The following is a 23,872-nucleotide window of genomic DNA, read 5'->3' as shown; positions in this document are numbered from 1 at the left end:
ACCCCCCGCGCCGATCTTGCGGTTTCTGTCCTGGCGAATGTGGCGAAGAGGGCATTTCGGCGTCGCAAAGTGCAAGATCGGCGGGGTGAGGGCGGGGTGAGGGCGGGGCGGGGTGAGGGCGAGGGTGGGTTAGGGCAGCGGGGTGTGTGCGGGGTTGACGGGCTCGGCGGGGGGCGGGGGCGGCGTGCCGTCGCCGAAGGGACGGCCACCCAGGGTTTCCCGACCGTGCGGGGTGACCCAGTTGGACAGGTCGGGGCCGAGCGGCACGATGCCGGTCGGGTTGATGTCGCGGTGCACCTCGTAGTAGTGCCGCTTGATGTGGTCGAAGTCGATGGTGTCGCCGAAGCCGGGAGTCTGGAACAGGTCCCGGGCGTACGCCCACAGCACCGGCATCTCGCTCAACTTCTGCCGGTTGCACTTGAAGTGACCGTGGTAGACCGGGTCGAAGCGAACCAGCGTGGTGAACAGCCGCACGTCGGCCTCGGTGATGGTGTCGCCGACCAGGTAGCGCTGGTCGGTCAGCCGCTCGGTCAGCCAGTCCAACCGGTCGAAGAGCCGGTGGTACGCCTTGTCGTACGCCTCCTGGCTGCCCGCGAATCCGCACCGGTAGACGCCGTTGTTGACGTCCCGGAACACCACGTCGTTGATCTCGTCGATCTGCGCCCGCAGGTGTTCGGGGTAGAGCTGCGGGGCGCCCTCACGGTGATACGCGCGCCACTGCGTGGACAGGTCGAGGCTCATCTGGGCGTAGTCGTTGGTCACCACCTGCCCGGTCGGCACGTCCACGATCGCCGGCACGGTGATGCCGCGCTCGTAACCGGGGAAGCGCTTGAAGTACGCCTCCTGGATCCGCTCGATGCCGAGCACCGGGTCCCGGCCGCCCGGGTCGAGGTCGAAGGTCCAGCTCCGGGCGTCATGGGTCGGGCCGGCCACCGCCATCGAGATGGCGTCCTCCAGGCCGAGCAGCCGCCGCACGATGATCAGACGGTTGGCCCACGGGCAGGCTCGACTGACAGCCAGCCGGTACCGGCCCGGCTCCACCGGGTACCCGTCGCGCCCGTCCGCGGTGATCCGGGTGGCGATGTACCGCTGGTCCCGGGTGAACTCGCCGCCCGGCTCGACGTACTTCCCGCCTGTTTCCTCGCCCACGTCACCCTCCCGGTTCGGTCACTGTCTCTACCCCATCCTCACGGATCTACGGCTCACCAGCAGGCCCGGTTACCCTGCCGGGATGACGGATGTGGAGACCGCGGCCCGGCGGTTCATCGCCGACGTGTGGAACGCACGCCGGGAGGAGTCGGCGTACGAGTTGATCGCCGAGGAGTGCCCGGGGCTGGGCGGCACCGGGCCGGAGGCGACGCTGGCCTGGCACCGCGAACGGCGGGCGGCCTTCCCGGACCTGCGCTACAAGATCGTGGACGTGGTGGCGGCCGGCGAGCGGGTGGCCGTGCACTGGCGTGCGGCCGGCACCCACGTCGGGCAGTTCGGGCCGGTGCCCCCGACCGGGCAGGTGGTCAGCTACTCCGGGGCGACGTTCCTCCGCTTCGACGCGGCGGGACGAATCGTCGAGGTGTGGAGCTGCAACGAGTTGTTCCAGTTGCTCCAGCAGCTCGGCGTCGAGATGCTCCCTCCGACCGCCGTCAGCGGGCCCGGGGCGTGATCGGACTGATCGCCAGGTCGCCGCGCTCCCCGCGTACACCCTAGGGCCGCCGACCCACGGGTGGTGGTCGCGCGCGCCGAGGCCACAGGGCAGGATGGTCGACATGAGCGACCCCAGCGAGCACGGCGACCCGGCCGGCGCCACCAGCGCGCGCGGCCTACCCGGTGCGGGCCTGGTGAAGGGGTTGGCGGTCACCCTCAAGACGATGACCAGCCGCTCGACCACCCAGCAGTACCCGGACGCGGCCCCCGACCTGCCGCCCCGCTCGCGTGGCGTGATCGCGCTGTCCGAGGAGAACTGCACGGTCTGCATGCTCTGCGCCCGCGAGTGTCCGGACTGGTGCATCTACATCGACTCCCACAAGGAGGAGGTGGTGGTGCCCGGCGCCACCCGCCCCCGCCAGCGCAACGTGCTCGACAAGTTCGACATCGACTTCTCGCTCTGCATGTACTGCGGCATCTGCATCGAGGTGTGTCCGTTCGACGCGCTCTACTGGTCACCGGAATTCGAGTACGCCGAGTACGACATCAAGGATCTGCTGCACGACAAGGATCACCTCGGTCAGTGGATGGCCACCGTTCCGCCGCCGCCCGCGCACGACCCCAACGGCGAACCGGCCAAGGAGGAGACCGCCGCCGCGCGCAAGGCGGCCGCCGCGCGTCCCGCCCCTCCATCGGTACGCCCCGAGCCCGGCGCCGATCCAGGTTCGGCGTCATGAGCGCGCGACGTGTGGCCGCCGGAGCCGTGAGGGAGGCCCGGTGACGGGCGCGGATGTGCTGCTGCTCGCCCTCGGCGCGGTGGCTGTCGGTGCCGGCGTGCTGGTGGTGACCACGAAACACCTGGTCCGGGCGGGGCTCTACCTGGTCGTCTGCCTGGGTGCTCTGGCCGGTGACTTCCTGGTGCTCAGCGCCGAGCTGGTGGCCTGGGTCCAGGTGCTGATCTACGTGGGCGCGGTGGTGGTCCTGCTGCTGTTCGCGGTGATGCTGACCCGGGCACCGATCGGCGCCTCCGAGGACCTGGACCGGCCCGGCTGGCCGGCCGCCCTGATCGGTGGCGGTGCCGGGCTGGGTCTGACCGTCCTGCTGGTCGACGCGTACCGCTGGAGCAGCGTCGCGCTGCCCGACGCGGGCACCGCCGAGCGGCTGGGGGAGCAGATCTTCCAATCCTGGGTGCTGCCGTTCGAGGTGCTCTCCGTGCTGCTGCTGTCCGCCCTGGTCGGCGCGGTGGTGCTGTCCCGGCCGGACATCGGCCGACCAGGCCCGCAACGCGATGGCACGACGGCGCCGGGTGACAGGGCCGGCGTCGGGTCCGGGGGGCGGCGGTGAGGCCGGTCATCCCGTACGTCACCGCCGCGCTGCTGTTCGGCCTCGGCGTCTACGGCGTGCTGCGTCGGCGCAACGCGGTGCTGGTGCTGATGTCGGTCGAGTTGATGCTCAACGCGGTCAACCTGATCCTGGTCACCGCGGACACCACGGCCCGCGCCGTCCTGCCGCACTCCGGGCAGGTCTTCGCGCTGTTCGTCATCGTCCTCGCCGCCGCCGAGATCGGGGTGGGGTTGGCGATCGTCCTGCAGCTCTACCGGTTGCGGGCCACCGTGGCGGTGGATGACGTGCCGCTGACCGAGCCGGCCGAGTCGCCGCAGCCCGTCGGTCAGCGAGAGTCGGCCACCGCCGGCCGGGACGGGGAGGCCGCCCGGTGACCGGGCTGCTCGGGGCACTGCTGCCCGCCGTACCGTTGGTCGCCGGTCTGCTCGGCCTGCTGATGCCGCCGGCCCCCCGTGATCCGAGCGCCGGTGCGGAAGGTGGTGACCGGGCCCGACGGGCGTCCGTCGCGCTCGGGGTCGTCGGCGCGGCCGGTGCGTTGGCGTTGGCCGTCGCGCTGCTGCTGGCGGTCGGCGCGCCGACGGAGACATCGACCACCTGGGTCGACGTCGGCGGGCTGACGGTGACGCTCGGCGTACGGCTGGACGGCGCCGCCGCGCTGGTCGCCGTGGCGGTCACCGCGGTCGCCCTGGCCGTGCAGGTCTACTCGATCGGTTACCTGCGGCGTGGCCCGCACGACGACATCGACGTCGACCACCGCTATCCGCCGTACGCCGCCCAGATCAGCCTCTTCACCGGTGCCATGCTGCTGGTGGTCGTCGCCGGTGACCTGATCATGCTGCTGGTCGGCTGGGAGGTGATGGGCCTCTGCTCGTACCTGCTCATCGCCCACGACCGCCGACTGCCCGGCGCGCCGGCCGCCGCGATGAAGGCGTTCCTGGTGACCCGGGTCGGTGACGTCGGGTTCCTGCTCGGCATCGCGTTGCTCGGCGTGTCGACGGGCAGTTTCCGGATCGCCGACGTGCTCGCCCACGACCACTCCACCGCGACGTTGACCGCCGCCGGCCTGCTACTGCTCGCCGGGGTGGCCGGCAAGAGCGCACAGTTCCCGCTGCACACCTGGTTGCCGGACGCGATGGCCGGCCCGACGCCGATCTCGGCGCTGATCCACGCGGCGACGATGGTCGCCGCCGGGGTGTACGCCGTGGCCCGGCTCTACCCACTGTTCACGGCCGCGCCGGTGACGCTGACCGTGCTCGGCGTGCTCGGCGCGATCACGCTGCTGCTCGGCGCGCTCGCCGCCACCGCGCAGGACGACATCAAACGCGTGCTGGCCTGGTCGACCGTCTCCCAGTTGGGCTACATGACCGGGGCGCTGGCGGTCGGCTCGCCGTCCGCGGCGCTGTTCCACCTGCTCACCCACGCCGCGTTCAAGGCGCTGCTGTTCCTCGCTGCCGGCGCGGTGATCCACGCGGTCGGCACGACGCTGATGTCGGAGATGGGCGGGCTGCGACGGAGCATGCCGGTGACGTTCTGGTGCACCCTGGTGGGCCTGGGCGCGCTGGCCGGGGTGCCGCCGCTGGCCGGTTTCTGGAGCAAGGACGGCGTACTGACGGTGGCCGAAGCCGCCGCGCTGGGGGGCACCGGCCCGGCGCCGTCCTGGGTGGGCTGGCTGGTGTGGCTGGCCGGGTTGGTCGGCGTGGCGATCACCGCCTGGTATGCCGGTCGGTTGCTCCTGCGAGCCTTCTTCGGCGCTCCCCGCCTGCCGCTGGTCCGGCCGCACGACCCGCCGGCGTTGCTGCGCTGGCCGGTGCTGCTGCTGGCCGTGCCGGCCGCGCTGCTCGGTCTTCTCGGGTTCGTCGGGGCGTTCGCCGATCGGTTGCGGTTTCCCACCGTGCCGGTGGCGGGCTCCGAGGACGGCCTGGTCCACCTCGGGCCAGGGCTGCTGCTGCCGCTCGCGCTGCTGCTGGCCGGCGCCGGGCTGGTGGTGCTGGGCTGGCGTCGTGACCCGGCCGCCGACCCGGCGGCAGCGCTGGGTCCGCTGCGGCCGGTCTTCGCCCGCGCGTTCCGGCTCGACGACATCCAGCACACCCTGGTGGTACGCCCCGTCCGCGCGCTGGCCCGCGCCATGCGCACGGGCGACGAGGTGGTGGTGGACGGCGCTGTCGAGGGCAGCGGTCGGGCCGCGTCCGGCCTGGGCGCGGGGCTGGCCGCGCTGCACCGGGCGGCGTTGCCCCGGGCCGCCGCAGGCGTGCTGACCGGCGCACTGTTGCTCGGGTTGGCCGCGGCCGTGATAGGAGCAACCCGATGACGTTCGGGCAGGTGTTGCTGGTCGCTGTTCTGGCGGTGCCGGCGCTCGGCGCGGTCGCGGTGGCGGCGACGCCACGGGACCGGGCGGCCCGGCTGGTCGGCACGGTCGCGGCGGCGCTGACCCTGCTGGCGACCGTGCTGCTGGTGTTCGGCGGTCGGGGCTGGTATGCCTGGTCCGCCGACGGGCCGGCGGTGCGTCCCTGGCACCAACTGGACCTGCCCTGGGTGCCCGGCCTGGAGTTGCGCTTCCACCTCGGCGTCGACGGCATCTCCTGGCCGTTGGTGGTCTTGACCGCGCTGCTCACGCTGCTCTGCTGCGCGTACACGATGTGGCGGGTGCCGGACGGCGGGAGCGGCGGGGCGTTGGTCGCGTTGCTGTTGGTGGTCGAGGTGGGCATCCTGGGCACCTTCCTCGCCCTGGACCTGGTGCTGTTCTTCCTGTTCTTCGAGGTCGTCCTGCTGCCGATGTACGCGATCATCGCCGGCTGGGGTGGTGCGGACCGGCGTCGGGCGGCCCGCAAGTTCGCGCTCTACACCCTGTTCGGCTCGGTGCTGCTGCTGGTCGGCGTGTACGTCGTGGTCGCGGCCACCGGCACCGCCGACATCGTGGCGCTGACCGGTGGCCCGGGGTTGTCCCGGGGCACCCAGTTGGCCGCGTTCACCCTGCTGGCATTGGCGTTCGCGGTGAAGAGCCCGCTGTGGCCGCTGCACTCCTGGCTGCCCGACGCGCACACCCAGGCCCCCACGGTGGGCAGTGTCGTGCTGGCCGGGGTGCTGCTGAAGATGGGCACCTACGGTCTGATCCGGGTGGCGGTGGGGGTGGCGCCGGAGGGTGCCCGCTGGGCGGCGCCGGTGCTCGGCGTGCTGGCTGTCGCCGCGATCCTGGTCGGTTCGCTGGTCTGCCTGGCCCAGACCGAGGTGAAGCGGCTGATCGCGTACTCGAGCGTGGGGCACATGGGCTTCGTGCTGCTGGGCGTCGCCACGCTGACCACCGTGGGCATCCAGGCGGCGTTGATCGGCAACGTCGCGCACGGGGTGATCACCGGCCTGCTGTTCTTCCTGGCGGGTGCGGTTAAGGACCGCACCGGCACGGGCACTCTCGCCGAGCTGTCCGGGCTGCGGGAGACCGCGCCTCGGCTGGCCGGCCTGCTCGCGTTCGCGGCGATCGCGTCGCTCGGCCTGCCCGGGCTGGCCGGCTTCTGGGGCGAGGCGTTCGCGGTGATCGCGGCCGTCCAGGTGGGCGGCCCGCTCTGGACCACTCTCGGGGTGCTGGCCGCGATCGGCGGAGCGCTCACCGCCGCGTACTTCCTGCGGCTGCTGCGCCAGGTCACCCACAACCGTCCGAGCCCCGCCGTCGGGCAGGTCGGCCCCGGCCTGGCCGGTGCGGAGCTGACCGCGTGGGTGCCGCTGGTGCTGCTCGCGTTGGCCATCGGGCTGGCCCCGGCGCTGGTCCTCGGCGTCGCTGAAACCCCCGTTGCCGCCCTGGTGGGGGTGGTCTTCCCGTGAGCGCGAGGAGCGCAGCGCGGCGGAGCCCCGCAGTCGCGAACGAAGGCAGGCTCCGATGAACGTCGTGCAGAGCGTGGACAGCGTCGCGCTGCTGCCGGCCTACCTGGCCGCCGGCACCGCCGTGCTCGTGCTCCTCACCGACCTGCTGCTGGCCCGGCCACGGGCGACGATCGTGGTGGCCGCACTCGGGGCGCTCGGCACCGCCGTCGGCGCAGCCCTGGTCGGTGCTGCCGGGGAGCGGCGGACGTTCTGCGTCGGCGTCGACTGCTCCTGGATCTTCGGCGGTCGTGCCGCCCTGGTCGGCGCGGTGGTGGCGCTGCTCACCCTGGGCGTGCTCGGGCTGTCGGTGCCCGCGCTGCGGGCCGGGCGTTCGCCGGTGGGGGAGTACTGCTTCCTGCTGGCCTGCTCCATGACCGGTGGTGTGGTGCTCGGCGCGGCCGGCGACCTGATCACGCTGATCGTCGCCCTGGAGACGCTGACCCTGCCGCTGTACGTGCTGGTCGGTCTGCGCCGGGGGAGCCTCGCGAGTGCCGAGGCCGCAGTGACCTTCTTCGTGGTCAGCGTGGTGGCGACCACTCTGACCCTGCTCGGCGCGGCGCTGCTGTACGCGGTGACCGGCGGGCTGCACCTGGACCGGCTCAGCGCGCTGCTCGCCGAGCGGCCGGAGCTGCGGGACCTGCCGCTGACCACTGCGGCGGTGGCGGTGCTGCTGGTCGGGCTGGCCTTCAAGGTGGCGGCGGTGCCGTTCCACGCCTGGGCGCCAGCCACCTATGACGGAGCGCCGCTGCCGGTGGCCGCGTACCTGTCCACGGCGTCGAAGTTGGGCGGCCTGGTCGCTCTGCTCGCCGTGGTGCAGCGGGCGCTGCCGGCGGACCAGACCGGGCCGGTGCTCGCCCTGCTCGCGGTGCTCACCATGACCGTCGGCAACCTCGTCGCCCTGCGTCAGCGGCGTACGGTCCGGCTGCTCGCCTGGTCGTCCGTCGCGCAGGCCGGCTACATCCTCGCCCCGCTGGGGGCGTTGGCGCTGGCTGCCGGTCGCACGGACGAGGCCCGGTCCGCCGCGTACGCCGCCGCGATGGCGTACGCCGTCTTCTTCGTGGTGTTGGAGCTGGCGGCGTTCGCCGGGGTGACCGCGCTGCGCCCGGCCGGTGCGGACGGCGGCAGCCTGGACGACCTGCGTGGAGCGGCCCGTCGGCACCCGTGGCGGGGCGCGGCGCTCGGTCTCGCGCTGGTGGGTCTGGCTGGCCTGCCTCCGGGGCTGGCCGGCCTGTTCGCGAAGGTGACCGTGGTGCGGGCGCTGCTGGACGGTGGTGCGGCCTGGCTGGCGCTGGTGGTGGCCCTGAACGCCGTGATCGGGCTTGCCTACTACCTGCGGGTGACCGCCGCACTCTGGGCGCCGTCGACGACGTCCGGCGCCGCTGTGCCGCTTCCCGGCGGCGCGGCGGCCGTGCCCCTGGTGGGTGTGGTGGCCGTGGTGCTGGCGGTGGCGACGGTGGCCGCCGTGGTGCTCGGCGTCGCCCCACAGTTGGTGCTCGACCTGGCCGGCCGCTGACCGCACACGGGTCCGGCCCGGCACGTCTCAGTCAACTCTCAGCGTTGAGACGGATGGTTGGTGGGTACCGGGTTGTTACACCGGTCAGCGGATCCCGGCGATCCGTGCACCGAAGGAGACATCGTGCACCACAACCGTCTGAAGACCGCGGCGCTGCTTGGCCTGCTCACCGCCCTGATCCTCGCGGTGGGCTACTGGTTCGGCGGCAGTGGCGGCCTGGTCATCGCCGTCCTCGTGTCTCTGGTCATGAACGGCATTTCCTACTTCTACTCCGACAAGCTCGCACTGCGCTCGATGCGGGCGCAACCGGTCAGCGAGGCAGAGTTCCCCGACCTGTACCGGATGGTGCGGGAGTTGGCGGCTGAGGCCCGGCAGCCGATGCCGCGGCTCTACGTCAGCCCGACCGCGCAGCCCAACGCGTTCGCCACGGGTCGTAACCCGCAGCACGCGGCGGTCTGCGTGACCCAGGGCATCACCGAGATCCTCGACTACCGCGAGCTGCGCGGTGTGATCGGGCACGAGCTGTCGCACGTCTACAACCGGGACATCCTGATCTCCAGCGTGGCGGCCGGTCTGGCCAGCATCATCACCCTGCTGGCGAACCTCGCCTTCTTCATCCCGCTGGGCGGTGGGGACGACGAGGACAGGCCGAACCCGGCCGTGCTGCTGCTCACCCTGATCCTGGGCCCGATCGCGGCCACCGTGATCCAGTTGGCGATCAGCCGGAGCCGCGAGTTCCAGGCGGACGCCTCGGGCGCCGAGTTGAGCCGCGACCCGCTGGCCCTGGCCAGCGCGCTCCGCAAGATCGACGCGGTGGCCCGACGTCGGCCGTTGCCGGCCCAGGGCCAGCTCACCAGCACCGCGCACCTCATGATCGCCAACCCGTTCCGGGGCGGTGGCATGGCCGCGCTCTTCTCCACCCACCCCAAGATGGAGGACCGCGTCGCCCGGCTGGAGCAGTTGGCCCGCAACTCGGGGCCGGTGCAGTTCCAGCGCTGACCCACTGATTCACCGCCTCCGCCCGTACCCGGTCACACCGGGTACGGGCGGATCGCTGTCTCGGGGCGAATATCTGGTGTCTTCCTGTCGGACGGCGGCGTTAGGGTCGTAACGGCTCATGCTCATTACACCTTCGGGAGGTTCACGGTGACCGCGCTGCGTCAGTACCTGGGTGTCTGGCGGATCCCCGGCGCGCCGATGCTGCTGATCACCGGCATCATCGGGCGGCTCGGGATCGGCATGACACCGCTGGCGCTGCTCCTGGTGGTCGAGCACGTGACCGGGCGATACTCGCTGGCCGCCATCGCGGGCGGGATCTACGCCGTGGCCGGTGCCGCGCTCAGCCCGGTGGCCGGGCGGATCGCCGACCGGGTCGGCCCGAGCCCCGTCCTGCTGGTCACCGCCGTGGCTCACCCGCTGGCGCTCATCGGGCTGCTGCTGGCCAGCCGCTCCGGCGACGACGCTCTCCCCACCATCTACCTCGCCGCAGGCGTGGCCGGCGCCACGTACCCGCCGCTCACCGCCGCCATCCGAGGCGCCTGGAACGACCTGACCGGCCCCAGTTCCGGCCGGTACGCCCTGCGCAACACCGCGCTGGCCGCCGAGACCACCCTGTTCGAAATCGTCTTCGTGCTCGGCCCACTGCTCGTCGCCGGCTTCGTGCTGGTCGCCGACGCGGCGGCGGCGCTGATCGGCGCGGCCGTGGTCACCCTGGCCGGCACGACCGCCGTGGCCCTCGGCCGGGTGATGCGCGGCTGGCGTCCACACCCGCAGGAGCACCACGCCCGCGGGCTCGGCCCCCTGCGGGTTCCCGGTTTCCCGGCCCTGCTGGTCTGTGTGGCCGGGCTGGGCATCGCGTTCGGCGCCGCCGGGGTGATCGTGCCGGCATTCGCGAGCGGTCACACCACCGACGACCCGGAGAGCCTGGCCGGCCTGCTGCTCGCGGTCTGGGGGATCGGCAGCGCCATCGGCGGGTTCATGTTCGGTGTCCGCAAGCCGGCACCGAACATGACCCGACAGTTCGCCCTGCTGCTCGCCGCGTTGGCCGGCACCTTCGTCGTGTTCGCGGTGATGCCCACCCCGCTGGCGTTGGGTGTCGCGCTGGTCGCCGGCGGGGCCGCCATCGCACCCGCGCTGACCCTGGAGAACACCCTGGTCGGCCGGATCGCCCCGACCGCCATGCTGAACGAGGCGTACACCTGGGTGGTCACCGTGGCGGTGGCGGCGAGCGCCGCCGGTGGCTCGGTGGCCGGCCTGATCGTCGACCATGCCGGCGGCGTCCGGTGGGCGTTCATCTTCGCCGGGGCGGCGGTCGCCGTCGGGGCCGCGGTCGCCGCGCTGCCCGCCGGGCCCATCGCCCGTGCGGAAAACACGGCGGTACGCGCCGACGAGCCGGTCACGGTCTGAACAGTCCCGCTGGTGCGACTCAGGTGCGCCGCTGTCGCCGGCGGGGCTGGAGCTACGAGCCGCGGGGGGCGTACATGATGATGGCGACGCCGACGAGGCAGACGGCCGCGCCGATGAGGTCGTAGCGGTCGGGGCGGAACCCGTCGACGACCATGCCCCAGACGAGCGAGCCGGCGACGAAGACTCCGCCGTAGGCGGCCAGGATGCGCCCGAAGTTCGGGTCTGGTTGGAAGGTGGCGGCGAAGCCGTAGAGCCCGAGTGCGATGACTCCGGCCGCGATCCAGAGCAGCCCTCGATTTTCCCGCCAACCTTGCCACACGAGCCATGCGCCGCCGATTTCGGTGATCGCGGCGAGCACGAACAGCAGGATCGATCGGACCACCGTCATCGTCGGACCTTAACCGCAGCACCCGGCGGTCGGGCTGGTCACCGGCAGCCGCTCAACACGCCGGACCTCGCCATCGACCTCGGCGGGCCACAGCGGCCAATCGGCGGTTGGCAGACTGCCCGCGCCCGGCACTCTGTCGTGACGTGTCGGTCGCTCGTACCCCGACGGTAGGCCTGCACCTGATTACCGGATGCAAGCCCACGTCCGAGTCCGGGTCGCCGCCTGGCCGGATGTGCGGCGCAGACGGGCCCTACCGGTAGTTGTTGAACTGGAGGGATACCGTCCGCTACCAGCCAGAATGCAGCCATGATCGTCGCTAGGCCGTCGCCAGGCCGTCCGAGGGTGACCCGAACACCTTGTCGACAGCGCGCCGCGTGCGGTCCTCGCTGGTCGGCATCAGGTGCGTGTAGGTGCGCAGGGTGAAGCCGGGATCGGTGTGGCCCAGGTACTCCGACAGTGCCTTGACGCTCTCCCCAGCGTCGAGCAGGACCGAGGCGTAGAAGTGCCGCAGCGCGTGCATCCCGGTGGCCCGCGAGGACTGGATAGCTGCGGCCGTGAGTGCGGGATGCCAGTAGTCACGGTTGAACGTGTGCCGGTCTATGGCGACGTTTGTGCGCCCGTGGACGACCAGGTTGACGGTGACCGGAGGACCGCCGGGCACCTCCCACGGCAGCGTCACCGGCACCGGGCTACGTCAGCAGCTCCACCGGCAAATCCCCGTGGTGCACGTTGGCCAGGTCGACGCGGTCGATGCTGTCCGCCTGGCCTTCCCCGACGTTCGGTGGACCGTGGTTGCTCTTACCTGTCCCCGAGACGTGGCGGAACGACGCATCGTTGAACGCCAGACCGGCGACTCGGCGGAACGCCTCAGGGTATGGGACGAGACAGAGACGGTTCCTGCCGCCGATCTGACCATCGACACGTCCAAGTCTTCCCCCGATGTCGCCGCTGGGTTGGTCGACCAGGCGGTCCGACGCAGCCAGGTAGCGGCGGGGTAGCGGCCGGCCGACTGCCGGCGTGTCTAGTCCCACCACATGCTTTACAGATCCGTCCGAGCACATGCTTCACACATCGCCTAGCAGCTCTGTAGGACGCGCTCCACGTCCGCGCCCGCTTGGACGACCACGGCGTCGGCGCGAAGTTCCTCGGGAAGGTGGTGCCGCTGACCTTCGTGCGCGAGCAAGGTGGGGCAGCCAGGTGGAAGCACAACGGCATCGGCGAGCCCGATGAACTTGACGAGCAGGTCGAGAACGGCGCCCACGGAGAACCGGCTGATCATGAGACTGTCGAGCGCGTCGTCGGCAAGGGCAGCGTAGATGTTTGCGGTGCCGCCGTCGTCGGCGCTGATGTGCCAGTAGCTGTGCTGAGGTTCCCGGCGGTCGACGCGGGGCTCAAAGGCGGCCAGGAAGGCATCACCCGCCATTGGGGCGGCATCGCCCTGCTCGAACCGTTGAACGAACATGTCGTAGCTCACCGGAGCAAGTTAGCGCCTCGGTCAGAACGATCATGTCAAGCATCTGGTGGGACGCAGGTGTAAAGCATCAGCCGTGACGGGACAAGCCGACTGCCGGCGAAGTGGTGAGAACTTTCTGTACGTCTTCATGGCGGACCGCAATGGGCCGCACGCGCCGCCGCCAGGGCGCGTGTCCGACGCTCCGCTGTCGCTTCACGCCGGCCACGCAACACGCCCGGCGGCTGGCGCGGAGAGCGGGGAGCCCGGGGCCGCCGCAGACGGTAGCGCCGAGGTGGTTGAGGTTCGTGGGCCGGCAGCCGGCCGGGCCGCGCCCGATCGGGCGCGGCGCAGGAAAGGGCACGCCAGGTCCGCGCGGCGGGTCGTGGCGGCGAGCTGGTCGCGGTTACCGCGCCTCCGGCGGGGGCGCAACGACTCCGAGATGGCCGGGTGTCCGTCGGCGGGTCGCGATCCGTGGGTGGTTGCGCAGGACCATCCCGCCAGCCGACGACCCGGGCGAGCCGAGCAGACCACCACCCGGCCCGCCAGCGTCCGTACGTGCGTCAAGGCCGTCTTGACGTGGCGGACCGGGCGGCGGCCCGCTCCCCAGGAGGGCGGGTTGGCGGCAGACGGGATGGCAGGAAAGGTGCTAATCGTTCAGCGTGGATAGGATGACGGAGTGATCAAGTATGCATACGCTCAGCTCTTCACCTATCTCCGGGACAGCAGCTACCGGACGGCCGCGTTCGTCGATTCCGATGGACGTTCTCAGGAGTGGACCGCTGAGAACTACGACGTGATCCACCTGAGCCGGGCCGCCGCCGACGGTTGGCGAGTGATCAACGTTCAGACCGACTCTGAAGAGGGCGTTGCCTATCTGCTGGAGAGGCAGATCAGCTCGCGCCCCTGAGGCGACGCTCCGGGTAACCAACTGAGTGACAACCGGCACGGACGTTCATGGACCACGCCGGACGTCGATGGACTGTTTACGCAGCTCAGGGCCGCTGTCCGCGCAGCTCGACGTTCCGGGGTGGTCCTTCACACAGGAGGGGTCGGTCGCCGGCCCGCACGACGGGCGGAGGGTGAGCCTTTACTACCGAGGTCGCTTGTCCTCAACGTGAACGACGTGAAGTTCGTGGCCGTCCGCGTCCCGCTTGCGGCGCCCGTACAAGCCGACGGCCACACCGCTACTGTCTGAGACCTCGTCCTCTCCTACGTAGGTCAGCACATCCGGGTGGTGGCCGTAGACCACCCATCCTGGACCGGGATCCAGGATTACCGTGCTGAAGTCGCCGGCAGGTGAGCCTGCGTAGACGGGCCCAAACTCGCGAAGGATGTCCACGGCCTGGGCGGCGAGGTCGGCAGTGGGTCCGGGGTCCGGTAGCACGACACACGTGTCGTGGGCAAATGCTACCCATGACTTGCCGTCCCCTCGGATGATGCGACGCCAGGTTGCGGCAAGATCGTGCTCCATCATGACGGTGATGATGTATGAGTCAATTTGCCATCGCTACCCGCCGGAGCGTGCCCGATGCAGGGGTCAACGCGGGGCTGTGCCTGTACCTGCGCTGACCGCTGCCCGACGCTCGGTAGCGGTATCCCTGGTGACGCAACTACCCATTGTGCAGATCAATCCGATTCCCAAGCTGATGGTTGGCACCTTCCAAACTGACGGTGCCTAGCGGCGGCTGAAAGAGGGACGACATGACGCTTGCTCGGCACGACCAGGAGGCGACCGAGGCCGCCGTCGCGCACCTGCTGACGGAATCGTTGCTGATGATCCGTTACCTGGCAGCACCTGACGGGGATCTGGCAGTGCTGGGCAACCGCCGCCAGGAGCAGGTGCACGGGCTCGCGGACCTCTCCCACAACCTCCCGGCCTGGCTCGACCCGGCGCGCCGCGAACGCATCCATGAGGGAATCACCTTCATGTGGCGTACAGCCTCGCCGGTCAAACGCAAGTGGGTTCGCCAGTGCTGGGACGCGATCAGCTACGACTACCGCTGGCTCTTGGGTGACTAACTGGTTGACGACGGGCACGAGCAAGGCCGGACGTCTATGGACACTGCCGGACCGTTCAAGCCGCTCGGCCATGCTGTCAGCGCAGCTCTTCGAGGGACGATCGTTCCTTCGGGACGAAGGGGTCAAATCATATTGACGGAGGTCCGCAGCCTTCCGTGTATCGCAACCTTCCGCTAGCGTGACGCTACTTGCTGTAGCCGGGAGAGGGCTCATGGCTGGCGCGGACTTCTTCGCTTCCAAGAAGGCGGCTGCCGTCTTCAAGCACGGCATCTTGAGCCGGTACCCGGTTGTCTTCGCATCGAAGACCGGCAAGAGCGTGGAGGGTAACCGGGTTGTCTTCCTCGATGGGTACGCAGGCCGCGGAGAGTACGACGACGGCCTGCCCGGTTCGCCGCTGCTGCTGTCGCGGTGTGCCGAGTTCGTCAAGGACTACCGCAACGTCCTGGGGTTCTTCATCGAACAGAACCCGAACAACTTCGCCAACCTGGAGCGGGTGCTCGACGAGAAGGGTGGCGACGCTGAGCGGATCGTCCGGCCCGGCTCGGTTGACAAGCACCTCCCTGAAGTCCTAAAGCGGGCTGAGGGTGCGTCCCTGTTTGCTTTCCTCGATCCGTTCGGCCCTGCGTTGGACTTCGACCTTCTCAAGGCTGCCCTGCTCGGTCGGCCGTCATGGCCGCCTACTGAGGTCCTGCTGCACTTCAGCGTGTTGAGCGTCGCTCGGATGGGTCGCGCCGTATATGCAGCTCGTGCGAAGCGCGGGGAGCTTTCGGCGGCAGATCAGAAGACAGCTGACCGGCTGGACCGCTTCCTCGGCGGCGACTGGTGGCAAGAGCACTTTGCTGGCGTCCGAGACGATAGTGATGAGCAGCGGGCTACCGAGATCGCCTTAGAGGTGTGCGACGGGTACGAGAAGCTGTTGACGACCGGAACGAGATACCGAGCGGTCAAGATGCCGGTACGGCCCAGGCCCGATCTGCTGCCGAAGTACGTGCTGGCGTTGTTTACGGCCAGCAACGAGGGAGCCTGGCACTTCGCGGACTCGCTGGGTAAAGCGGGCGTGGAGTGGTCCGTGGCGTGGCAGACGGACCTGCTCCGCAAGGGGGAGAGATACGGACAGGGTTCGCTGTTCGGCGACGATGAGTTGCCAACCCCTGACAGCCACAGGAGCAGTCACGGCCCGGAGTGGACGAGGATCATTGCAGGGAACCTCGAACGGCTGCTGGACGAGCTGGGCCCTTTCTGTCCTGCCGATTACGTGCCGGAGGTCTACGGCACGACGCTAGGCCAGGCAGGCACGCCGCACGTCCGGGCCGCAGTGAAGCTATTGAGCGGAACGTCTGTGGCCAACACCGGTAAGGGCGACTTCTGGAAGGAGCAGCTGCGGCGCCCGGAGGGGCTGTAACCCCTTCTCGGTCGGTGGCTTCTACCCGATCGAGGTAAGTTCCCGCGCTGCCGGCATCTCGTCCCACGTTCGGCCGTCCAACTCCCGGCCGCCGGCCTTTGGCGTTCTGCCGCCCCACTGCTTGAAGAAGAAGGCCGTTCCGCTAGCGCCGCACTGGTCGCGCAGAGATCGCACCCAAGCGGGATCGGCCGGTCGGCAGCCGGGACCAGACTCGCCACCGGCGATCAGCCAGTCAATGCCCTCAAGGTTCAGGTCGTCCAGCGGACCGAGCAGCGGCTCGGCCGAGACGAACCGAACGGCAGCAGGCACCTGACGGAGATGATCGATGCGCTCCGTCTGTTCATCGTCCTCGACAGAGACACCCATCCAGACGTTGGCCGGCCAGGTCAGTCGTGGAGCGAGCTTCGCAAGCCTCGCGGCTCGCTTTGTGAGTACCTGGTAGGTGTGCTGCGGGGTTGCCGCCATGACTTCAAAGACCTGCTCGACGAAGTTGAGGGGCACCTTCGCGTGGAACAGGTCGCTCATCGAATTGACGAACACGACCCGGGGCTCTCGCCACCGAAGAGGCAACGTCAGCTCATTTGGGTGTACTGCGACTCCGAAGCCTGGTCCCGACGTACGCGGGTCTCCGTCCGTCTGATACTTGGCGGACCCCATGGCCTTCAGTCGCTTTGCCAAGGTCAACGCGTAGCAGTGATCGCAGCCACGCGAGATGCGGTCACAGCCAGTTGTTGGGTTCCACGTGGCTTCGGTCCACTCGATAGAACTCTTGTCCGCCATCACCACACTCCCCGCCGGTTGGGACGATTCTGTCGAACATGCGTACGGATTGAAAGGTGTGGAAGCGATCTTTCTTGACGGCCAGCAACAAGCGCAGCAGTCGGCCACACCCCGCTCAACCAACGTGCAGAAGGCGGAGTCAGACGCGGCTAGGCCGTCACCAGGCCGTCGGAGGCCGAACGCTGGCGACCAACGATGACCGTTGGTGACATTGTTTGCCCAGGTAACGAGGCGTGGCCGACCCACCCATCAGGCCGTCCAGACTCCTATTACCTGTAGTTGTTGAACTGGAGGGCGACCCCGAAATCCTCGCCCTTGAGCAGGGCGATGACCGCCTGGAGATCATCCCTCTTCTTGCCGGTGACGCGCAGCTGATCGCCCTGGATCTGCGCCTGCACGCCCTTCGGGCCCTCCTCGCGGATCTTCTTGCTGATCGCCTTGGCCTTGTCCGTCTCGATGCCCTGGATCACCTTGCAGTCGATCTTGAAGATCTTGCCGGACGGTCGCGGCTCGCCGGCGTCCAGCGACTTCAGCGAGATGTTCCGCTTGACCAACTTCTCCTTGAAGACGTCCAGTGCGGCACGGACCCGCTCCTCGGTCTCCGCCTGAAGACCGATCGACTCCTCACCGGACCAGGAGATCTCCGCACCGGTGCCGCGGAAGTCGAACCTCGTCGCAAGCTCCTTCTCCGCCTGCCGGAGGGCGTTGTCGACCTCCTGGCGGTCAACCTTGCTCACGATGTCAAACGACGGGTTCGCTGCCATGTTTCTGCTCCTGCTGTCCGGCGGTCTGGGCCTGCCGTCGGCCGCCGACCAGCGGCACGACCCCCTGACGGTACCCGGTTGCGCTGCGGCCGGGGGGAGCCGCTATCCTTGCTTCCGCCGCCGCGTTACGACGCGGTGGGGTGCCCTGGCGGGTTGCCCGAGCGGCCAATGGGAGCGGACTGTAAATCCGTCGCGAAAGCTTCAGAGGTTCGAATCCTCTACCCGCCACCAGGTGCAGACACGGCCCCTGACCAGCAGAGATGCTGATCGGGGGCCGTTGTCGTTTGTCCGGGCGAATCTGGCTAAGTCCAGCCGTTGACGACTGGTTGTGGGCAGATGGTGGGCAGGTCGATCTTGCCGCTGAGGGCTCCTCTGAGTACGCGACAGTTGACGTTGGTGGCGCTTGCCGTGCTGGCGTGGGCCGTGCGCGTAGCGACTGGCTGAGGGCTCCGCGGTGCCGTCTCGCTGGCTAAGGGAGGCAGACCGGGGGCAAGCCAGTCCCGGGGTTGGACTTGCGCGGCAGTCGGAAGCCCTGACCGTCGACCAAGTCGACCCGTTCGGCTTCCGTACCGCCTGGCCGTGATCGTGTCACCCTTGGGGCGGCGGTCCGGCGGCAGTCGGTGGCTCTCCGCCCCGGCGCCGCAGGCGGCCGGGGCGGCTTGCCGCCGGCCGGCTCACCGCCCCCGCGTCGCGCGGAGCGCGGCGCCTTGATCCAGAATAGAGGAAATCGGCAATAATAACCGCCTATGGTCCCGGATAACCACGGCTTGTGCCGCCAGCCGTTCAACACTAAACCCCTCTGGCTAGCGCTGATGCTGTGCTTACTCTGGTACGAGCAACTCCGTCGTTCGGCCTTCAAAAGCGCTGAGTTCGCGATTTGCCCCACGCTGATGACCCGGCACAGCGTCGGAAAACTCGCCGCCGCTAATGGTCCTGTCCCACAACCCGACGTCGCCCTCGGGTTGTACCTCCCGGTCTCTATCGGCGTAATGGAGACTGTCTTGTTCGAACATGCGGAACTGAAAGATCGCCGCGTTTAGGTTCTCTTCATTGAAGAGCCTCAGCCGGTTCAACTTCTTGAAGTCGTCTATCGTGAGCCCGGTCACCTTCTCGAAGAGCGCCGAGTCAAGCGACTCGATAACATGCCTCAGCGCCTCCTCGCGGAAATCGGTGACGTACATAAAAACTGGGATCTTTGCAAGGAATTTCTGCAACTTCTCCCTGATCTCCTTGCGGAGCCGAGCCGTCTCCTTCTGCTGTTCGCGCTGCGCCGGGTCGAGTTGGCCGCCCTGTTCGCGCTTGGCCTTCTTGAGCATTTTGGTCGAGGTTACGACCTGGTCCCCGAGATTGATCAGGGCGCGGAAGTCTTCGACTTGATCGAGCGCCTCCATCAACTCATGGTCGGCGAGTACAGCGGAAATGGTGTGCTCGTTGACCTCAACCAGAAGCGGCGAGTTCCATCTGGCGGCAAGTGCCGTGGCGCCGATCCCAACCGTTGCCCAGTCGAGGACTTCGGTAGTGTCGAGGCGGTGCATCTCGCCGCCGGAGAACGCGAAGATCGGGAGATAACTCAGAAGTTCGCCGATGGATTCGCGGGGTGTCACCCCATCGTCGCGCCCTAGGCGGGTGCCGTAGTCGGCGACGAGTGCCAGCGCGCGGTTGGGGTCGAACTCGAACACGTAGCAGGTGGGCTTGTGGATCGTGAGGTTATCCTCGGCATCCCGGTGCGCCCAGGGCGACTGCACACGGAATGCAGCCTGGAAGTAGGACTCGGCGGCATTCAGGGTACGTAGCATGAGGATTGCGCCCCATTCGCGGACGGTTACCCCGGTCATGAGCTTGCCACAGGACAGCGTGATTGACCCAGACTTGTTCTTCTTCGTGGCTGTGCCGATGGCAGCCTCGACTGGCGGCTTAGCTGCTGCACCCTGGCCGGTGCCGTTGCCCGCTGCGACGACCACCTCGTACCCAGAGAAGTACGGATGCTCGTCGAGCATGTCGCGCATTGCGAAGCAGGAGGCAACATCGGCCATATACCAAACCGAGTGCCTGACCGCTGGGGCGAAATCGGGGTACTCGTACGGGAACGGCGGCTTCTGGCCTGCGAGGACCTGCACCTTCATCTGGTCGGTGAGCTTGCCTCGCAGCATCTCCAGAAACTCCCGGACCCGCTGGCGACCCTCGAATACGTAGGCGCCGGCCCCCGTCCAACGGCTGGACTTGTCGACCTTATGGGCTTTGAAATACTCCGACAGGTTGAATGAAGAGAACTCGCCGTCCTCGGCGTACTCGGCGGCTTCGGGTGCGATCTTGTAGGCGTACATCTCCATAGCCGGCAGTTCGAGGTACGGGTTTTCCCCGCCGGCGGGATCCCAATTGGCCTTCGCGCGCTGCTCGTGGACGTAGGTCCAGTTGAAGACTTGGTCCTCGGTGAACTCACCATTGGTAATTGCCCGAAAGGGTGTACCGGACAAATAAAGGTAGTGCCGCGAGTTGAGGCCGAGGTCGTCCTCGGTGACCCATTCGTCCGGCTCTTCAAAATCGGCCAGTGCTGAGTCGCTGGGGTCGTACAGGGATCGAGCGCTGTCCCGCCAGGCACCGAAGTGGTACTCGTCAATGACGATGCAGTCCCAGTCGGTTAGGTGGATCGACTCGTTGTGAGCCTTGACTTGGCCGTCTGGCGACTTGCCGTTGAGGTCCTGGAAGGATGCGAACCGGACAACAGGAGCAGCGCCGTCGAGCAGTTGGTCGGCATGCTCGATCGGGGTGTCACGGTCAACGAAGTGCCAGCCTGCAAAATCGACGTGGCTCAGCAGGTCATCTCGCCAGGCTGCCTGTACAGCAGGCTTATATGTGAGGACTAGCAGCCGCGTCCAGCTCATCTCCCGGGTCAGATGGTAGGCCGTGAAGGTCTTACCGAAGCGCATCTTGGCGTTCCAGAGGAACTTGGGGGGACGATCGCCGCGGCTCTTGCGGAAGTACGCTGCGGTAACGTCAACCGCTTCCTGCTGCTCAGGGCGCATCGCAAACTTTGCGGTACGGGTGGCGTCGAAGTTGGAGCCGGTGCGCACCGAATGAATGGCGGCCTTAACCTCGTCGAGGGTCGCTTCGAACCACTCGCCACCGGGGCGCTTGATCCCTGCCGTAACAAGAGCGGCGTGGACATGGTGGTCGGTAAACGCGCTGCCGTCGTCGCGGGCCGCTTTCTCGTCGAGGAGGATTGTCACGCCGTCGAGGTTCGGGTAGGCCGTTCCGAGCTGTTGTTTGATCCGCTCTCTGGCGGTCCGACTGGTGGTCTGCCCAACCTTGATGAGTCCGGTCCCGGTGGTGCGGGTCTGGCCGACGGTGCGCTCCCAGGTTTCTGAGTCCTTGCCATTATGCGTGTATGCGTAGATGCGAAGCGTCATGCCAGTGGCTCGACCGGGTCATGTGCGGGCATTTCCTTGACTTGCGACTCGATAAAGGCGATCTCTTCTTCGGTCAGGCCAAAGCGCTCGTATAGGTCAGCGTCGGTCCACCTCCGGTCCATCGGAAGGTCGGGGACGAAAGTGAAGGTGTCACTCTTGATGTCCTGGGTGTTCATTCGGAGTTGGATGAGGAACCGGACGAAGCGGGTCCGTAGGTACGCATCCAGGTTTCCGGCCTCTTCCGCAGTAGGGAAGGCTCCGACGACCAGGTAGGTACCCGAGCATGCTGTTTGTGGACCTACCAGGGTGGGGTAGGCGGTGACCTTGTACGGCGGCTCGCCGTCCTCGCCATATGCCCGATGCATTAGTACCTTGTGCATGGGCACCGCGGTGGCGTTCACCTTGATATCGCTGCGAGCCATCCACGACTGCCGCCTGCTGCCGTAGAACTCGACGGGATTCTTGAGGCCGGTTGGCGTTGACGCCCCATGCACGTTGGTCTGAAACCCGAATGGGAGACGTGAGGAAACCTTGGAAGCGAGGCTCGCCCCGCCCGCGCCCTGTACCTTCCGCAGGATGCCGACCGCCTCGTTGCGGCGTACCAGCACGTCCCATTCGTTTAGGCAGCGCTCAACCGGCTCGCCGATGGGGTTTCCATTCCACATGGTCTGCACCCGGCAGGGGCCGTTGTACTCCCGTTCCCAGAGGAAGTACGAGACGCCACCGCGGATCTTGACCCCGGGGAAAGCGTCGTAGAGTCGTGGGTAGTCGACGAGCATGCGCATCCGACGGTCATTCAGGCGATCGTTGCGGAACTCTGCGAGGCCCAGACCTCCTGCGAACCACCGCGAGGGTGTAATCATTGCGATGTAGCGTGGGTTCAGGGCGATGGCCTGGTCAACAAAATATTGGTAGAGAGGCCGGTCTCGGTTGCTACCCTCTGTCCCAATCTGATATGGCGGGTTTCCAACAATTACATCGAACTTCATTCTTCTCATCTCCTCGGTCGGATACGTCCCGTGGATGAAGGAGTAAGCGTAGTTTTCGCGGCCCTCGCCGCGTTCAAGTTCAAGCGGGGCGCCGCAGATGCTGCAGCTCCCATCGGCCGTTCTGTTTTTTTGTTTCGGGCGGGTGTGGTTGCTCCGGATAAAGGGCAAATTCCCATCAGCGCTGCCAAATCTGATTACCGACGCTGCGCCCGAGGCATCGCGTGAGTAGTAGAGCGAGCGACGCGAGATCATCCCGGTCATTTCGGTGGTGGCGGTGCCCCATAGCATCTCTCGATAGATGTGTTCGCGGCGCATGTCGAAGTTGGGGATCTGATCCGACAGGCCTTCGAGGAGGCGAACGGCGATCTCGCGCAGGAAGATCCCGGACTTGCACACCGGGTCCAGCCACACATAGTCGGGCTTGCCCCACACCTCGGCGGGGAGGATGTCGAGCGTGGCCCGGGCCAGTCTGGGTGGTGTAGGGACTTCGTTATTCGACAGCTGTGCGAGGCAGTCCAGGATGTCAGGGATGTGCCGTTCGGTGCTCGCTTTACGCATCGTGGCTCCCCTGCTCGCTGTCGGACCCTCGGTGGACCGGCCCGGGGTGTTTTGCCAGCTCGGTGTAGTTGATTGGGAGGGCGTCCCGAACGGGCTCTATAGACGCTTTTGAAAACAAATCCAGCTGGCCGTTCTCCTGCAGCAGCGACCACTCCCGCAGGAAGCAACCGTCGCCGACAGACTGGTACTCGACTAGTTGAATCTTTTGGGCATCGGCCAAGGTGTCTGCGCACTGAATGTTCGTGTCAAGCACGGCGTCCACCGCTGCGAGGAGTTCGATGCTGACGGGCTGGCCGGCGAGGTGGTTTTCCAGGACTCCGCGCATCCGATCGCGCGCTTCGACCACGTTGGCCTCGAAGATGTCGATGCCGTAAGTCGAAGTGAAGCACCGCAGAATTCGGTACTCGAAGTCCTCCTCTGTTCCGTAGCGGTCGGTAGTGACATGCGCGAGTTTGCGTCGGAGGACCTCGACCAGGAAGTTGCCGTGGCCGCAGGCTGGTTCCAAGAAGGTCCGGTCGATGTTTTCCGGGTCGTCGGCGCTGGGGAACATGTCGGCCACCAGATCGAGCATCGCGTTGACCTCGCGGTCGTGCGTGTAGACCTCGGCGAGATCGCGGACCCGCTGGCGCGAGCGGATCTGCATCCTGGGGTGCCAGACATCGTCGGCCCGAATCTTGCCCTGACCGTCGGTTGGCAGTCGGTGGTCCCCGATTTTGATGCCCTGACTCACTAGGGTCCCTTCTCCGCGAATCTCTACGGGCACCCTAATTGAGGCCCTGCCACCAGTCACGACCTCGCGCAGAGACACCCGACGACCGGACCACCGTTGCGACAGACAGCTAACCCGACGCCTTCAGTTGCCGTTTGAGAGCCGTAGTTCCATCCCGCCGTCATCGGCCCGCCCTCTTGGAAGCGGGCCGCCGCCCGGCCTGCCATGTCAAGCGGACCTTGACGGCTCGTACCGACGCTGGCGGGTCGGGCGGCGGTCTGCTCGGCTTCTCCGGGGCAATGGTGAGCGGATGGCTCGCTTGACCACCCACGGAATGTAACGCGCCGACGGATCTTGAACATCCCCGAGCCAGAGCGCCCCGCCGGCGGCGACCTAACCGCATCCCTGCGACCGTCGCCCGGTCGCCGACGCGGCCGGCGTGCGCTTCCCTGCGCCGCGAACTTGTGGCTGCGCGCACAGGCGGGCCGTCGGCTCACCGTTCACCGGTCAACGATCTGTCCTTCTGCGGCGGTCCCTCCCGGCGCCCGCTCCCCGCGCCAGCCGCCGGGCATCCGGCGCACGCCCAGACGGCGGCGCCCGCGGCCCGTTGCGTGCCACCTTGAGGACGTATAGAAGCTGCGAACGGT

The 23,872-nt window shown here is 68.0% G+C and carries 22 protein-coding genes and 1 tRNA gene; 13 read left to right on the top strand and 10 right to left on the bottom strand.

All coding sequences use genetic code 11. From position 1 onward, the window contains the following. Positions 1-129: 129 nt before the first annotated feature. Positions 130-1,149 carry a glutathione S-transferase family protein gene (locus tag ACQEUX_RS24275; protein WP_433052580.1) on the bottom strand — a complete coding sequence of 340 codons (1,020 nt, stop codon included), beginning with the start codon at positions 1,147-1,149 and terminating at the stop codon, positions 130-132. An 82-nt stretch (positions 1,150-1,231) separates the two neighbouring features. Between ACQEUX_RS24275 and ACQEUX_RS24270 the strand changes: the two genes are divergently transcribed. The 9 genes from ACQEUX_RS24270 to ACQEUX_RS24230 all read left to right on the top strand — a co-directional run bounded on the left by ACQEUX_RS24270 (position 1,232) and on the right by ACQEUX_RS24230 (position 10,756). Then, a complete protein-coding gene (locus tag ACQEUX_RS24270) occupies positions 1,232-1,660 on the top strand; it encodes an ester cyclase (RefSeq protein WP_433052577.1) in 429 nt (142 codons plus the stop codon). A 94-nt stretch (positions 1,661-1,754) separates the two neighbouring features. Further along, positions 1,755-2,378, top strand: coding sequence for a NuoI/complex I 23 kDa subunit family protein (locus tag ACQEUX_RS24265; RefSeq protein WP_433052574.1), 624 nt, complete (start codon positions 1,755-1,757; stop codon positions 2,376-2,378). A gap of 40 nt (positions 2,379-2,418) precedes the next feature. Further along, the gene (locus tag ACQEUX_RS24260) at positions 2,419-2,985 is read left to right on the top strand and encodes an NADH-quinone oxidoreductase subunit J family protein (RefSeq protein WP_433052571.1); all 567 of its coding nucleotides are present in this window, start codon (positions 2,419-2,421) and stop codon (positions 2,983-2,985) included. Then, positions 2,982-3,359: an NADH-quinone oxidoreductase subunit NuoK gene (gene nuoK / locus ACQEUX_RS24255; protein ID WP_433052568.1), complete on the top strand. Its 378-nt coding sequence runs from the start codon at positions 2,982-2,984 to the stop codon at positions 3,357-3,359. Before ACQEUX_RS24260 ends, nuoK begins: the two co-directional genes overlap by 4 nt. Further along, a complete protein-coding gene (locus ACQEUX_RS24250) occupies positions 3,356-5,293 on the top strand; it encodes an NADH-quinone oxidoreductase subunit 5 family protein (RefSeq protein WP_433052565.1) in 1,938 nt (645 codons plus the stop codon). Before nuoK ends, ACQEUX_RS24250 begins: the two co-directional genes overlap by 4 nt. Continuing rightward, entirely contained in the window at positions 5,290-6,798 is a 1,509-nt protein-coding gene (locus tag ACQEUX_RS24245; protein ID WP_433052562.1) for a complex I subunit 4 family protein, read from the top strand. The genes ACQEUX_RS24250 and ACQEUX_RS24245 overlap by 4 nt, the downstream gene beginning before the upstream one ends. Before the next feature lie 55 nt (positions 6,799-6,853). Continuing rightward, entirely contained in the window at positions 6,854-8,350 is a 1,497-nt protein-coding gene (locus ACQEUX_RS24240) for an NADH-quinone oxidoreductase subunit N (protein ID WP_433052559.1), read from the top strand. A gap of 123 nt (positions 8,351-8,473) precedes the next feature. Further along, the gene (gene htpX / locus ACQEUX_RS24235) at positions 8,474-9,349 is read left to right on the top strand and encodes a zinc metalloprotease HtpX (protein WP_433052556.1); all 876 of its coding nucleotides are present in this window, start codon (positions 8,474-8,476) and stop codon (positions 9,347-9,349) included. A gap of 147 nt (positions 9,350-9,496) precedes the next feature. Further along, on the top strand, positions 9,497-10,756 hold the full coding sequence (locus ACQEUX_RS24230; RefSeq protein WP_433052553.1) for an MFS transporter: 1,260 nt from the start codon (positions 9,497-9,499) through the stop codon (positions 10,754-10,756). Positions 10,757-10,808: 52 nt separating this feature from the next. Here the strand turns inward: ACQEUX_RS24230 and ACQEUX_RS24225 are convergent, their stop codons facing one another. The 3 genes from ACQEUX_RS24225 to ACQEUX_RS24215 all read right to left on the bottom strand — a co-directional run bounded on the left by ACQEUX_RS24225 (position 10,809) and on the right by ACQEUX_RS24215 (position 12,618). Beyond that, positions 10,809-11,144, bottom strand: coding sequence for a YnfA family protein (locus ACQEUX_RS24225; RefSeq protein ID WP_433052550.1), 336 nt, complete (start codon positions 11,142-11,144; stop codon positions 10,809-10,811). 316 nt (positions 11,145-11,460) lie between these two features. Further along, on the bottom strand, positions 11,461-11,823 hold the full coding sequence (locus ACQEUX_RS24220) for a tyrosine-type recombinase/integrase (RefSeq protein ID WP_433052547.1): 363 nt from the start codon (positions 11,821-11,823) through the stop codon (positions 11,461-11,463). A gap of 396 nt (positions 11,824-12,219) precedes the next feature. After that, the gene (locus ACQEUX_RS24215) at positions 12,220-12,618 is read right to left on the bottom strand and encodes a hypothetical protein (RefSeq protein WP_433052544.1); all 399 of its coding nucleotides are present in this window, start codon (positions 12,616-12,618) and stop codon (positions 12,220-12,222) included. A 655-nt stretch (positions 12,619-13,273) separates the two neighbouring features. Between ACQEUX_RS24215 and ACQEUX_RS24210 the strand changes: the two genes are divergently transcribed. After that, positions 13,274-13,504 carry a hypothetical protein gene (locus ACQEUX_RS24210; protein ID WP_433052541.1) on the top strand — a complete coding sequence of 77 codons (231 nt, stop codon included), beginning with the start codon at positions 13,274-13,276 and terminating at the stop codon, positions 13,502-13,504. Positions 13,505-13,687: 183 nt separating this feature from the next. On the opposite strand, the gene ACQEUX_RS24205 is transcribed toward ACQEUX_RS24210, so the two are convergent. Next, positions 13,688-14,071 carry a hypothetical protein gene (locus ACQEUX_RS24205; RefSeq protein ID WP_433052538.1) on the bottom strand — a complete coding sequence of 128 codons (384 nt, stop codon included), beginning with the start codon at positions 14,069-14,071 and terminating at the stop codon, positions 13,688-13,690. Between the two features lie 227 nt (positions 14,072-14,298). Here ACQEUX_RS24205 and ACQEUX_RS24200 point away from each other — a divergent pair, with 227 nt between their 5' ends. Both ACQEUX_RS24200 and tcmP read left to right on the top strand, forming a co-directional pair. Beyond that, complete coding sequence (locus tag ACQEUX_RS24200; RefSeq protein ID WP_433052535.1) at positions 14,299-14,616, top strand: hypothetical protein; 318 nt, start codon at positions 14,299-14,301, stop codon at positions 14,614-14,616. A 211-nt stretch (positions 14,617-14,827) separates the two neighbouring features. Then, positions 14,828-16,018: a three-Cys-motif partner protein TcmP gene (gene tcmP / locus ACQEUX_RS24195; protein WP_433052532.1), complete on the top strand. Its 1,191-nt coding sequence runs from the start codon at positions 14,828-14,830 to the stop codon at positions 16,016-16,018. Positions 16,019-16,039: 21 nt separating this feature from the next. On the opposite strand, the gene ACQEUX_RS24190 is transcribed toward tcmP, so the two are convergent. After that, positions 16,040-16,798: a DUF5131 family protein gene (locus ACQEUX_RS24190; protein WP_433052529.1), complete on the bottom strand. Its 759-nt coding sequence runs from the start codon at positions 16,796-16,798 to the stop codon at positions 16,040-16,042. A gap of 269 nt (positions 16,799-17,067) precedes the next feature. Then, positions 17,068-17,562, bottom strand: coding sequence for a YajQ family cyclic di-GMP-binding protein (locus tag ACQEUX_RS24185; protein WP_433052526.1), 495 nt, complete (start codon positions 17,560-17,562; stop codon positions 17,068-17,070). Positions 17,563-17,709: 147 nt separating this feature from the next. On the opposite strand from ACQEUX_RS24185, the gene ACQEUX_RS24180 reads away from it, so the two are divergent. Next, positions 17,710-17,793: transfer RNA gene (locus tag ACQEUX_RS24180), tRNA-Tyr, on the top strand. Positions 17,794-18,383: 590 nt separating this feature from the next. Here the strand turns inward: ACQEUX_RS24180 and ACQEUX_RS24175 are convergent. The 3 genes from ACQEUX_RS24175 to ACQEUX_RS24165 are packed head-to-tail and all read right to left on the bottom strand — an operon-like array spanning position 18,384 to position 23,324. Continuing rightward, complete coding sequence (locus tag ACQEUX_RS24175) at positions 18,384-20,969, bottom strand: GIY-YIG nuclease family protein (protein ID WP_433052523.1); 2,586 nt, start codon at positions 20,967-20,969, stop codon at positions 18,384-18,386. After that, a complete protein-coding gene (locus ACQEUX_RS24170; protein WP_433052520.1) occupies positions 20,966-22,516 on the bottom strand; it encodes an Eco57I restriction-modification methylase domain-containing protein in 1,551 nt (516 codons plus the stop codon). Before ACQEUX_RS24170 ends, ACQEUX_RS24175 begins: the two co-directional genes overlap by 4 nt. Next, positions 22,509-23,324 (bottom strand): hypothetical protein, encoded by an 816-nt coding sequence (locus ACQEUX_RS24165; protein ID WP_433052517.1) that lies wholly within the window; start codon positions 23,322-23,324, stop codon positions 22,509-22,511. Before ACQEUX_RS24165 ends, ACQEUX_RS24170 begins: the two co-directional genes overlap by 8 nt. Positions 23,325-23,872: the final 548 nt, after the last annotated feature.

Source organism: Micromonospora sp. CA-259024 (assembly GCF_050936255.1).
Lineage (GTDB): Bacteria > Actinomycetota > Actinomycetes > Mycobacteriales > Micromonosporaceae > Micromonospora.
The sequence above is the reverse complement of the archived record's forward strand: the minus strand, read 5'-3'. Positions and strand labels throughout refer to the sequence as shown.